Annotated in this window: 11 protein-coding genes; 10 read left to right on the top strand and 1 reads right to left on the bottom strand. The window is 74.5% G+C overall.

The window, feature by feature from the left end; all coding sequences use genetic code 11:
* Positions 1–702 precede the first annotated feature (702 nt).
* The 3 genes from ACZ514_RS17705 to ACZ514_RS17695 are packed head-to-tail and all read left to right on the top strand — an operon-like array spanning position 703 to position 3,520.
* On the top strand, positions 703–1,593 hold the full coding sequence (locus ACZ514_RS17705; protein WP_469125097.1) for a hypothetical protein: 891 nt from the start codon (positions 703–705) through the stop codon (positions 1,591–1,593).
* On the top strand, positions 1,590–2,777 hold the full coding sequence (mycP, locus tag ACZ514_RS17700) for a type VII secretion-associated serine protease mycosin (protein WP_469125096.1): 1,188 nt from the start codon (positions 1,590–1,592) through the stop codon (positions 2,775–2,777). The genes ACZ514_RS17705 and mycP overlap by 4 nt, the downstream gene beginning before the upstream one ends.
* Before the next feature lie 2 nt (positions 2,778–2,779).
* Positions 2,780–3,520 carry an SseB family protein gene (locus ACZ514_RS17695; protein ID WP_469125095.1) on the top strand — a complete coding sequence of 247 codons (741 nt, stop codon included), beginning with the start codon at positions 2,780–2,782 and terminating at the stop codon, positions 3,518–3,520.
* A 94-nt stretch (positions 3,521–3,614) separates the two neighbouring features.
* Here ACZ514_RS17695 and ACZ514_RS17690 read toward each other — a convergent pair whose 3' ends face one another.
* Positions 3,615–3,980 (bottom strand): DUF1844 domain-containing protein, encoded by a 366-nt coding sequence (locus ACZ514_RS17690; protein WP_468169288.1) that lies wholly within the window; start codon positions 3,978–3,980, stop codon positions 3,615–3,617.
* A 325-nt stretch (positions 3,981–4,305) separates the two neighbouring features.
* Here ACZ514_RS17690 and infC point away from each other — a divergent pair, with 325 nt between their 5' ends.
* The 7 genes from infC (at position 4,306) to pheT (ending at position 11,873) form a co-directional block, all read left to right on the top strand.
* Positions 4,306–5,004: a translation initiation factor IF-3 gene (gene infC, locus ACZ514_RS17685; protein WP_468169285.1), complete on the top strand. Its 699-nt coding sequence runs from the start codon at positions 4,306–4,308 to the stop codon at positions 5,002–5,004.
* A 100-nt stretch (positions 5,005–5,104) separates the two neighbouring features.
* Positions 5,105–5,299 (top strand): 50S ribosomal protein L35, encoded by a 195-nt coding sequence (gene rpmI, locus ACZ514_RS17680; RefSeq protein WP_007263144.1) that lies wholly within the window; start codon positions 5,105–5,107, stop codon positions 5,297–5,299.
* A 100-nt stretch (positions 5,300–5,399) separates the two neighbouring features.
* Positions 5,400–5,786, top strand: a complete 387-nt coding sequence (gene rplT, locus ACZ514_RS17675) for a 50S ribosomal protein L20 (protein ID WP_007263143.1) — start codon at positions 5,400–5,402, stop codon at positions 5,784–5,786.
* Between the two features lie 117 nt (positions 5,787–5,903).
* On the top strand, positions 5,904–6,761 hold the full coding sequence (locus tag ACZ514_RS17670) for a TrmH family RNA methyltransferase (RefSeq protein WP_468169282.1): 858 nt from the start codon (positions 5,904–5,906) through the stop codon (positions 6,759–6,761).
* A 55-nt stretch (positions 6,762–6,816) separates the two neighbouring features.
* Entirely contained in the window at positions 6,817–8,055 is a 1,239-nt protein-coding gene (locus tag ACZ514_RS17665) for a sensor histidine kinase (protein ID WP_469125094.1), read from the top strand.
* Positions 8,056–8,217: 162 nt separating this feature from the next.
* Positions 8,218–9,345, top strand: coding sequence for a phenylalanine--tRNA ligase subunit alpha (gene pheS, locus ACZ514_RS17660; RefSeq protein WP_468169276.1), 1,128 nt, complete (start codon positions 8,218–8,220; stop codon positions 9,343–9,345).
* Complete coding sequence (pheT, locus tag ACZ514_RS17655) at positions 9,345–11,873, top strand: phenylalanine--tRNA ligase subunit beta (RefSeq protein WP_468169273.1); 2,529 nt, start codon at positions 9,345–9,347, stop codon at positions 11,871–11,873. Before pheS ends, pheT begins: the two co-directional genes overlap by 1 nt.
* The last annotated feature ends 480 nt before the right edge of the window (positions 11,874–12,353 follow it).

The raw sequence follows: 12,353 nt of genomic DNA, 5'->3' as shown, positions 1-12,353 counted from the left end.
GGGCTGGGTGTGGTGGCGCAGCCCGTGCGTCTGCGGACCGTCTCCTGGGGGCCGGCCCCCAGACCCCCGCGCCTCAATCGCCGGCGGGGCTGGCTTTTGCGGCGGAGCCCGTGCGTCTGCGGACCGTCTCCTGGGGGCCGGCCCCCAGACCCCCGCGCCTCAAACGCCGGCGAGGCTGGAGTTGGCCCCCCGCGCCTCAAACGCCGGCGGGGCTGGCTTTTGCGTAGGGGTTGGAGGTGCCGGGCGAGCTGGAGGTGGCTGCGTGAGGGGGCGGGGACGGGGTGGGGTGTTGGCCGGGGCTAAAACGAGATGAATTCGGCGCCCGATGCCCGTACGACTCGGATCCGGAACGGGCGCCGAACATCGAAGCCCGCCCCGGACGACACCCCACCCCGGCACCGACCCCGCCCCGAAGCCACCCCACCGAACCCCGCCCCGCAGGGCGATCCCGTCCGCCTGAAGCCGCCCACCCCGAACCCGCCCCGCAGGGTGATCCCGTCCCCGAAGCCGCCCACCCCGAACCCGCCCCGCAGGGCGATTCCGTCCCCGAAGCCGCCCGCCCCCGAACCCGCCCCGCAGGGGCGATACCGCCGCCCCACCCCCGGGCCCCGTCCCGCAGGGCGTCCCGCACCGCCCGGCCAGGGCAACGGCCCCGTAGAGTACGGGCAGGCAGCCGTACGGAACGGGGGGCGGAGCCGCCGGATGACCACGACGACACCACGGACCGAGGTCCTGGGCGGCGACCCCGAGCAGCCGTCGCCCCACCCGTCCCACCCGCCCCGCCGCCGTCCCGCACGGGTCGTCAGCGCCACCGTCTGCGCCCTCCTCGGCACCGCCCTCCTCGCCGGCGCCGCCACCACCGCCTGGCGCGACCACCGCGCCTCGCACCGCCCCCTGCCCCCCGACGCGGCCTACCGCCAGGCCGCCTCGCTGTGGCGGTCGGCCCCCGTCGACGGCCTCCTGCCCCCCGTGCTGGACGCCCCCGGGTCCGGCCCCGGCGGCGCCGACCGCAGCTGGATCCGGATCGCCCTCGCGCCGGACTCCGACTGCGCGGCCGTCCTGCCCGCCGACTGGCGGGCCGCTCTCGCCGCCACCGGCTGCACCCGCGTGCTCCGCGCCACCTACACCGACGCCACCCGCAGCTCCCTCGTCACCGTCGGCCTGGTCTTCACCCCCGCCGACGCCACCGCGATGGACGGCCTCCGTGGCCGGCTGACCGTCCCGCCCGCCTACGAGTACGCCGACGCGCGCCGCGCCGCCTGGACCGCGACGGTCTCCGCCGAGGCCCCGGCGGTCGTCTACGCCGTCTCCGCCTTCGCCGACGGCCGCACCGTCGACGCCCCGGTCCCCGCCGAGGAGGCGGTGCGGTCCGGCGCCACCGGGACCGTCGCCGAGGCCGGGCTGGGCCACACGGCAAAGGCCGCCGCCGACCGCGCCGCACATGCCCTCACCGGCCTCGCCGCCCCCTCTTCCGCCCCCTCTTCCGGGCCCTCCTCCGGCGCCGCCCCGGCCCCCGCCCCGGCCCCCGCCCCGGCCTCCGCCTCGAGCCCGGCCCCCGTCCCGCCCCCGCCGACGAAGGGGTCCACCCGATGACACCGGCCCCCCTGCGCACGGCGGCCGCCGCCGTCCTCACCGCCGCCCTCCTCGCCGGGACCGCCGCCCACCCCGCCGCCGCCGACACCATCCGCGACCGGCAGTGGGGCCTGCTCGCCCTGCGCGCCGAGGAGGCGTGGGGCACCACCCAGGGCGACGGGGTCACCGTCGCCGTCCTCGACACGGGCGTGGACGCCACCCACCCCGACCTCGCCGGCCAGGTCCTCGAGGGCGCCGACCTCGTCGGCATGGGCGCCGGCCGCGGCGACCGCGCCTGGGCCCGCCACGGCACGGCCATGGCCGGCATCATCGCGGGCCGGGGCCACGGCCCCGACCGCTCGCAGGGGGTCCTCGGGATCGCGCCCCACGCGAAGATCCTGCCCGTCCGCGTGATCCTCGAAGAGGGCGACCCGGGCCGGGCCGAGGCCCGCGACAGCAAGGCCGGCGCCCTCGCCGAGGGCATCCGCTGGGCCGCCGACCACGGCGCCGACGTGATCAACCTCTCGCTCGGCGACGACAGCGACTCGGCGCACCACGAGGCCGCCGAGGACGAGGCCGTGCAGTACGCCCTCGGCAAGGGCGTGGTCGTCGTCGCCTCCGCGGGCAACGGCGGTGAACGCGGTGACCACACGTCCTACCCCGCCGCCTACCCCGGCGTGATCGCCGTCGCGGCCGTGGACCGCCAGGGCCGCAAGGCTCCCTTCTCCACCCGCCACTGGTACGCCGCCGTCAGCGCCCCCGGCGTCGACGTGGTCATCGCCGACCCGGACCGTTCCTACTACGAGGGCTGGGGCACCAGCGCCGCCGCGGCCTTCGTCTCCGGCGCCGTGGCCCTCGTCAGGGCCGCCCACCCGGGCCTGTCCCCGGCACAGGTGAAGAAGCTGCTGGAGGACACCGCCGCCGACCGCCCGGCCGGCGGCCGCGACGACGCCCGGGGCCACGGCACGGTCGACCCGGTCGCCGCGATCCAGGCCGGCGCCGCGCTGCGCCCCGAGGCGCCCGTGCCCGCCGCCGTCCCGGCCGGGCGGCGCCACTTCGGCCCGGGCCCCGAACCGGTCCGCGCGTCCGGGCGCCGGACGGTGCCCGGTGTGCCGGCGGCCGCGGCCGGGGGAGCGGCCCTGCTCGTGCTGGCCGCCGTACTGGCCCGGCGCCCGCGCGCCGCACGGCGGGATAGAGTCGCGTAACTGTGGCGACCAAGAACATTCCAGACCCCGGTTTCTCCGACGACGACGGCACCGCCGATCCCCGGCTGAGCGCCGCCCTGGCCGCCTGGGCGGCCGACCGGGCGGCCGAACCGCAGCTGCTGGCGGCGCTGAAGGACGCCCGCCTGCTGGTGCCGGTCGTGGCGATGCTCGGCGAGGTCGAGACGGACCCGGAGACCGGCCTGAAGCGCGAGAAGACCAGCGACATGGCCGTGCCCACCCTGACGGCGGGCAACCGCCGGGCGCTGCCCGCCTTCACCTCGATCGCCTCGCTGGCCCTGTGGGACCCGGCGGCCCGCCCCGTGGCGGTCCCGCTGCACCAGGCGCTCGCCGCCGCCGCGCACGAGAAGGCCGACACGGTCGTCATCGACCTGGCCGGTCCGGTCCCGTACCAGCTGACGGGGCCGGCGCTGCGCGCGCTGGCCGAGGGCCGCACGGACGCCGATCCGCTGGCCGACCCGGCCGTGCGCGAGGCCGTGCGCGCGGCCGTGGCCGCCGAGCCCGCCGTGCTCCGCGCCCACCTGGGGCGGGGCGGTGCCGACGCCGACGGCACCCTGGCCGTCGTGCTCTCGGCCGACGCCGAGCCCGCCCCGGCGGCCCGCCGGGTGGCCGAAGCGCTGGCGGCGGACGAGACCCTGCGCGCCCGGCTGGTACGCGGCCTGGACCTGGCCCTGCTCCCGCCCGGCGGCCCGGTCCCGCCGGGCGAGCCGCTCTTCGCGCGCTGAGGTCCGCCCGCCCGGAACCCCGTACGCCGAAGGGCCGCCGCGAGGTGTCGCGGCGGCCCTTCGGCGTACGGAAGCGGAACGTGCGGGAGGACGGTCAGGCGTAGACCGGGCCCGTGAACTTCTCGCCCGGGCCCTGGCCCGGCTCGTCCTGCACGAGCGAGGCCTCGCGGAAGGCCAGCTGGAGCGACTTCAGGCCGTCGCGCAGCGGGGCCGCGTGGAAGGAGCTGATCTCGGTGGCGCTGGCGGTGACCAGGCCGGCCAGGGCGGTGATCAGCTTGCGGGCCTCGTCGAGGTCCTTGTGCTCGGAGTCCGGCTTGTCCAGGCCCAGGTTGACCGCCGCGGCGCTCAGCAGGTGGACGGCCACCGTGGTGATGACCTCGACGGCCGGGACGTCCGCGATGTCGCGGGTCATCTCGTCGTAGTCGGGAGGGGTGGAATCGGAGGGCGTCGCGTCAGTCATGCGCTCCACGATAGGTCGTGCGGCGGCCTTGTCCCGCGTGGGGTAGTATGGAACTCGACCGGCCGGACACATGCGTGCCCGGCCCACAAGTGGAGGCTCCGATCTCCCACCCGACCACCCTCCGGGGAGGCGGGTCATCCGGTCAGACGGTATCCATCGTTCCGTACGGACGATGGAAAGCCGTCGATCTGCGCCCCGCGGTTCGCACGCGGCGGTGCTCCGGTTGTTTTGGAGCCCCTGCCTGTGCCCGGCGGGGCATTTTTCATGTTCCGCCGCGGTTGAGGTCTGACGACAAAAGACGTCAGCGGTTGTCTGCCAGGCAACCGTGTGGTGCTACCGAGGAGGATCCATCAGCACCGAGCCCCGCATCAACGATCGGATTCGCGTCCCTGAGGTGCGACTCGTCGGTCCCAGCGGCGAACAGGTGGGCATCGTCCCGCTTGCGAAGGCGCTTGAGCTCGCACAGGAATACGACCTGGACCTGGTCGAGGTCGCGGCTTCCGCGCGCCCGCCGGTCTGCAAGCTCATGGACTACGGCAAGTTCAAGTACGAGTCGGCCATGAAGGCCCGTGAGGCGCGCAAGAACCAGGCGCACACGGTCATCAAGGAGATGAAGCTCCGGCCGAAGATCGACCCGCACGACTATGACACCAAGAAGGGTCACGTCGTTCGGTTCCTCAAGCAGGGCGACAAGGTCAAGATCACGATCATGTTCCGTGGTCGCGAGCAGTCCCGGCCGGAACTCGGCTACCGACTGCTGCAGCGTCTCGCCTCCGACGTCGAGGACCTCGGCTTCATCGAGTCGAACCCGAAGCAGGACGGCCGAAACATGATCATGGTTCTCGGTCCGCACAAGAAGAAGACCGAGGCGATGGCCGAAGCCCGCGAGGCGCAGGCCGCGCGCAAGGCCGAGCGCCAGGGCACCGCCGCCGAGGCCGCTCCGGCCGAGGAGGAGGCCCCGGAGGCCGCCACCGAGGCCGAGGTCGAGGCCGACGGCTCCGCCGAGGCGAACGCCGAGGCCTGATCCCGGACAGCCCGTCCCGGATCACCCAACAACATGACGCTCCCGCGAGCCGGTCCCGCCGGACCGGCGGGAGCGCCACCGACGAGGAGATAACGGCGCCATGCCGAAGAACAAGACTCACAGCGGTACCAAGAAGCGCTTCAAGGTCACCGGCTCCGGCAAGGTGCTCCGTGAGCGCGCCGGCAAGCGCCACCTGCTCGAGCACAAGTCGTCCCGCATCACCCGTCGCCTGACCGGCAACGCGGAGATGGCTCCCGGCGACGCCGCGAAGATCAAGAAGCTTCTCGGCATCTGATGTCCTCCGCTCCCCCCGGGGAGCGGGACGTCAAGACCGGGACCCCATCGATTTCCGGGCCGTGTGAAGACAACCACGGCCCCGCTACAAGGAGTAAAAAGTGGCACGCGTCAAGCGGGCAGTAAACGCCCACAAGAAGCGCCGGGCGATCCTCGAGGCGGCCTCCGGCTACCGCGGTCAGCGTTCGCGCCTGTACCGCAAGGCCAAGGAGCAGGTCACCCACTCGCTGGTCTACAACTTCAACGACCGCAAGAAGCGCAAGGGCGACTTCCGTCAGCTGTGGATCCAGCGCATCAACGCCGCTGCCCGCCAGAACGGCATGACGTACAACCGCCTCATCCAGGGTCTGAAGGCCGCCAACATCGAGGTGGACCGCAAGATCCTCGCCGAGCTGGCCGTCAACGACGCCAACGCGTTCGCCGCGCTGGTCGAGGTCGCGCAGAAGGCCCTCCCGGCCGACGTGAACGCGCCCAAGGCCGCTGCCTAAGGCGCCTGGCCGGCCCGCTCCGCGCGACCGGCACCCCACGGACCCGCAGGCTCACCGCCTGCGGGTCCGTGTGCTTTCGCCCCGCCCCGCAGAACCCGAGAGAGAACCGCAGACACCATGGGTCACCCCACCGAGCTGATCTCCCCCCGATCCCCGCGGGTGGCCGCCGCCCGCCGGCTGGCGCGGCGCAACTTCCGCACCAAGGAGCGCCGGTTCATCGCCGAGGGGCCGCAGGCCGTCCGGGAGGCCGTCGAGCACCGCGGGGCCCAGGGCGCGACCCTGATCGAGCTGTTCGCCACCGTCGAGGCCGCCGAGCGCTACGCCGACATCGTCGAGGCCGCGCTGCTCGCCGGGGCCCGGGTGCACCACGCCTCCGACGAGGTGCTCGCCGAGGTCTCCCAGACCGTGACCCCGCAGGGCCTGGTCGGCGTCTGCCACTTCCTGGACTCCCCCTTCGAGGAGATCCTCAAGGCCGGGCCCAGGCTGGTCGCCGTCCTCGCCCACGTCCGCGACCCCGGGAACGCCGGCACCGTACTGCGCTGCGCGGACGCCGCCGGCGCGGACGCGGTGGTGCTGACCGACGCCTCCGTCGACCTGTACAACCCCAAGTCCGTACGGGCCTCCGTGGGCTCCCTCTTCCACCTGCCGGTGGCCGTCGGCGTCCCCGTGGAGCAGGCCGTGGAAGGGCTGCGGGCCGCCGGAGTACGGATCCTCGCGGCCGACGGGGCCGGGGAGGACGACCTCGACGCCGAGCTGGACGCGGGCACCATGGGCGGCCCCTCGGCCTGGGTGTTCGGCAACGAGGCCTGGGGCCTGCCCGAGGAGACCCGCGCCCTCGCGGACGCCGTCGTCCGGGTCCCGATCCACGGCAAGGCCGAGAGCCTGAACCTCGCGACGGCCGCGGCCGTGTGCCTCTACGCGTCCGCGCGCGCACAGCGGGCGCCCGGAGGGTGCCGCTCCGTGACCCCCAGCTAGTAATGTGGCCGCCCGGGGGCCCACTGAGCTACCCGGAGATGCGGGGTACGGGGACATGACCGTCGGTACGAACAGCTCACCAGGGGCCGCGGACGCGGCCGAGGAGCGGTTCGGGGACGCCGCCCGGCCCCCCGGCGGCGCACCGGCCGGTCCGGGCGCCCTGCCCTCCGTACCGCCCCAGGCCGGCCCCGCCGGCCGCGGGGGCGGTGCCCCCGGCCAGGGTCCCGCCGGAGCCCCCGGGCCGGGGGGCGGCGCCTTCCTGATGGACCCCGACGAACTGCCCGACGGGCTCGTCGTCGCCGACGGCACCGGGCACGTCGTCTGCTTCAACCGGGCCGCGTCCCGGATCACCGCCATCGCGGCCGGCCAGGCCCTCGGGGCCCGCATCGAGCGCGCGCTGCCGCTGGAGGACCTCGAAGGCCGCCGCTGGTGGGCGCTGACCGACCCGTACGGGGGGCTCGCCACCCGGCGCGGCCAGCCCGAGCGGAACCTGCTGCTGCCCGGCGGGCGCGAGGTGCTCGTCTCCGCCCGCTACGTACGCACCCATCCCACCGGCCCGCTCAGCCGCCTCGTCGTCACCCTGCGCGGCACCGAGGCCCGGCGGCGCACCGAGCGCAGCCACGCCGAGCTGATCGCGACGGTGGCGCACGAACTGCGCTCCCCGCTGACCTCGGTCAAGGGGTTCACCGCGACCCTGCTCGCCAAGTGGGAACGGTTCACCGACGACCAGAAGCGGCTGATGCTGGAGACCGTCGACGCCGACGCCAACCGCGTCACCCGGCTCATCGCCGAACTCCTCGACATCTCCCGCATCGACTCCGGCCGCCTGGAGGTGCGCCGCCAGCCCGTCGACATCGCCGCTGCCGTGGGCCGCCACGTCCAGGCGCTCACCGCGAACGGGCAGGCGCCCGAGCGGTTCCTCGTACGGGTCAGCAGCCCGCTCCCGGACCTGTGGGCCGACCCGGACAAGATCGACCAGATTCTCGGCAACCTCCTCGAAAATGCGGTGCGCCACGGTGACGGAACGGTCACCATCGACGTGGCACCGCACGAGAAGGGAACCGCCGTCACCGTGACCGACGAAGGCCCCGGGATCCCCGAGGAGTCGATGGGCCGCGTCTTCACCCGCTTCTGGCGGGGGAGCAAGCGCGGCGGCACCGGCCTGGGCCTGTACATCGTCAAGGGCATCGTGGAGGCCCACGGCGGCACCATCACGGTCGGCCGCGGCCCCGGAGGCGGAGCCGAGTTCCGATTTATCCTGCCCGTGAGCGCCCCGGCCTACCTCACGCAGTAACCCTGCGGACGGTCTCGCCAGGCGGCCCACGGGCTCCTCCACCCCCGGCGGCCCTTAGACTCGTCCTTTGGCACCTTTGTGTCCTTGTGCCGATCGATCCGAGCCGTTTCGATCCAGGTCGCGCGGGGACCCACCAGCCAGCCATCGGAAGTACGGGAAGAGATGTCGGCACCGAACAAGTCGTACGACCCTGTCGAGGTCGAGGCACTGAAACCGGAAGAGATCGAGCGCATGCGGGACGAGGCGCTCGCCGCCTTCGCGTCCGCCGGCGACCTCGACGAGCTCCGCGAGGCGAAGACCGCGCACATGGGCGACCGCTCGCCCCTGGCGCTCGCCAACCGCGAGATCGGCGCCCTGCCGCCCCAGGCCAAGGCCGAGGCGGGCAAGCGCGTCGGACAGGCCCGCGGCGCCGTGAACAAGGCCTTCGGGGCCCGCACGGTGCAGCTGGAGGCCGAGCGCGACGAGCGGGTGCTGGTCGAGGAGGCGGTGGACGTCACGCTGCCCTACGACCGCGTGCCCGCCGGCGCCCGCCACCCCCTGACGACGCTGATGGACCGCATCGCGGACATCTTCGTCGGCATGGGCTACGAGGTGGCGGAAGGCCCCGAGGTGGAGGCGGAGTGGTTCAACTTCGACGCCCTCAACTTCACGCCCGACCACCCGGCGCGCCAGATGCAGGACACCTTCTTCGTCCAGGGCCCCGAGGGCACCGCGGGCGACGAGTCCGGTGTCGTGCTGCGCACCCACACCTCCCCAGTGCAGGCGCGTTCGCTGCTGGAGCGCAAGCCGCCCGTCTACATCGTCTGCCCGGGCCGCGTGTACCGCACCGACGAGCTCGACGCGACGCACACCCCGGTCTTCCACCAGGTCGAGCTGCTCGCCGTGGACGAGGGCCTGACCATGGCCGACCTCAAGGGCACCATCGACCACATGGTCAAGGAGCTCTTCGGGGAGCAGACCACCACCCGGCTGCGCCCGCACTTCTTCCCCTTCACCGAGCCGTCCGCCGAGATGGACATGCAGTGCTACGTCTGCCGCGGCGAGTCGGTGGGCAACCCCGACCGCCCCTGCCGTACCTGCTCCAGCGAGGGCTGGATCGAGCTCGGCGGCTGCGGCATGGTCAACCCGAAGGTGCTCGTCGCCTGCGGCGTGGACCCGGAGAAGTACAGCGGGTTCGCCTTCGGCTTCGGCATCGAGCGGATGCTGATGTTCCGTCACAACGTTGAAGACATGCGAGACATGGTCGAGGGTGACGTGCGCTTCACCCGGCCGTTCGGGAGTGAGATCTGATGCGCGTCCCGCTTTCCTGGCTGCGGGAGTACGTCGACCTCCCCGCGGGCGAGACCGGCCGTGACGTGGCCGCCAAGCTGGTCGACGCCGGCCTCGAGGTCGAGACCGTCGAGCAGCTCGGCGCCGGCCTCAAGGGCCCCCTCGTCGTCGGCCAGGTGCTGACCATCGAGGAGCTCGAGGGCTTCCGCAAGCCCATCCGGTTCTGCACGGTCGACGTCGGCTCCGCCAACGGCACCGGCGAGCCGCAGGAGATCGTCTGCGGCGCCCGGAACTTCTCCGTCGGCGACAAGGTCGTCGTGGTGCTGCCCGGCGCCGTGCTGCCCGGTGACTTCGCGATCGCCTCGCGCAAGACGTACGGCAGGACCTCGCACGGCATGATCTGCTCCGGCGAGGAGCTGGGCATGGGCGACGACGGCACGCACGGCATCATCGTGCTGCCGCCGGAGTACGAGCCGGGCACCGACGCGATCGAGCTGCTCCAGCTGATCGACGAGGTCCTGGACATCGACATCACCCCGGACCGCGGCTACTGCATGTCCATGCGCGGTGTGGCCCGCGAGGCCGCCACCGCCTACGGCCTGCCGCTGCGCGACCCGGCGCTGCTGGACGTGCCCGCGCCGAACTCGTACGGCTACGCCGTCCAGATCTCCGACCCGCAGGGCTGCGACCGCTTCACCGCCCGCACGGTGACCGGCCTCGACCCCGAGGCGCGGTCCCCGATCTGGCTGACGCGCCGCCTCCAGAAGGCGGGCATGCGCCCGATCTCGCTGGCCGTCGACATCACCAACTACGTGATGCTGGAACTCGGCCAGCCGCTGCACGCCTACGACCGCTCGCGCCTCGACGGCGCGATCGGCGTCCGCCGTGCCGAGCAGGGCGAGAAGCTCACCACCCTCGACGGGGTCAAGCGCACCCTCGACGCCGAGGACCTGGTCATCACCGACGGCAGCGGCCCCATCGGGCTCGCCGGCGTCATGGGCGGCGCCAACACCGAGATCGCCGACTCCGTCACCGACCCCGAGACGGGCGCCGTCACCGGCACCACCGACGTCGTCATCGAGGCCGCGCACTTCGACTCCGTGTCGATCTCGCGCACCGCCCGCCGCCTGAAGCTGTCCTCCGAGGCCTCCAAGCGCTTCGAGCGGGGCGTCGACCCGCAGGCCGCCGCGGCGGCCGCCCAGCGGACCGTCGACCTGCTGGTGCTGCTCGCCGGCGGCACCGCCGAGGCCGGCGTCACCGAACTCACCGCCCCGGGGGCCCCGCGCACCATCGCGATGCGCGCGGACCACCCGGACCGGGTCGCGGGCATGGAGTACGGCCGCGAGACCGTCGTGCGCCGCCTCCAGGAGATCGGCTGCGACGTCTACGGCCAGGACGAGCTCGTCGTCACCGTCCCCTCGTGGCGGCCCGACCTCGCCGAGCCCAACGACCTCGCCGAAGAGGTCATCCGGCTGGAGGGCTACGGGAACCTCCCGTCCACCCTCCCGCAGGTGCCCTCCGGCCGCGGCCTGACCGCGCGCCAGCAGCTGCACCGCCGGGTGGGCCGCGCGCTGGCCGGCGCCGGCTACGTCGAGGCGCTGAGCTACCCCTTCATCGGCGAGGCCGTCTTCGACCAGCTCCAGCTGCCCGCGCACGACGCGAGCCGCCAGGTCGTCAAGCTGGTCAACCCGATCTCCGACGAGGAGCCGGCGCTGCGCACCACGCTGCTGCCGGGTCTGCTCGGCGCGCTGCGCCGCAACGACAGCCGGGGCAGCCACGACCTCGCGCTCTTCGAGACCGGCTCGGTCTTCCGTGCCGCCGCCGAGCCGGGTGCCGCCGTACGGCTGCCCGTCGACCGGCGTCCCACGGACGAGGAGGTCGCCACCCTCGACGCGGCCCTGCCCGCGCAGCCGCGGTACGCCGCGGTCGTGCTGGCCGGTGCCCGCGAGCAGGCCGGCTGGTGGGGCAAGGGCCGCCCGGCCGGCTGGGCGGACGCCGTCCAGGCCGCCCGCGCGCTGGCCGTCGAGGCCGGCGCGGAGCTGGTCGTCCGCCAGGGCCAGTACGGCCCCTGGCACCCGGGCCGCTGCGCCGAGCTGGTCGTCACCCTCGACGGTGTCGAGCAGGTCATCGGCCACGCCGGCGAGCTGCACCCGCGCGTGGTCAAGGCGATGGGCCTGCCCGCCCGCACCAGCGCCATGGAGCTCGACCTGGACCGCCTCGCGGCGGCCGGCGGCGGCGTCGTGCGGGCGCCCCGGATCTCCACCTTCCCGGTGGCGACCCAGGACGTCGCGCTGATCGTGGACGCCTCCGTCCCCGCCTCGGCGGTGGAGGACGCGCTCCGCAAGGGCGCCGGCGAACTGCTGGAGTCCCTGCGGCTGTTCGACGTGTTCACCGGTGAGCAGGTCGGCGAGGGCAAGAAGTCCCTCGCGTACGCCCTGCGCTTCCGGGCGCCCGACCGGACGCTGACCGCCGAGGAGTCCACGGCCGCGCGCGACGCCGCGGTGGCCCTGGCCGGCGAGCGGACCGGGGCGGTGCTGCGGGGCGCGTAGCGCCTCCGACGCTTGAACCGCTCCGAGGGGCGCGTCCGGATCACCGGGCGCGCCCCTCACCCGTTCGGGTGGCACCCCGGACCCTGCGGACGGGGGACCGTTCCGCGCGGCGGTGCGCCCGCGCACGGGCACACCCGCGCGGCTGGCTGCGGGCGTGCGCGCCGTGCACGGCACCGGGAGGGCGGCCCCACCGCCGACGCCGCCCCCGGGGTGCCGCGCCGCGGCCGACCGGTGCGGACCCGCCCGGCCAGGGGGGGAGCGGTACGGGCCGGGCGGATCCGGGTCACCGGCGGAGCCGCTCCGCACCGGGCCGGTGGACGGACCCGGTGCGGAACCGGCCCGGCTCCGGCGGGCCCGGCGACCAACCGGACCCCTCGGAGCCGTGGTGCGCCGCCCGCGCCTGCCATGGAGTGTCGGGCAGACAGCAGGGGCGGGCGGCGCGGTGCCGGGTCGTCGCACTGTACGAGGGGGAGCCGACGA

The sequence above is a fragment of the Streptomyces sp. NPDC034086 genome (genome assembly GCF_055575515.1).
This window is presented reverse-complemented; position numbering and strand designations above follow the sequence as displayed.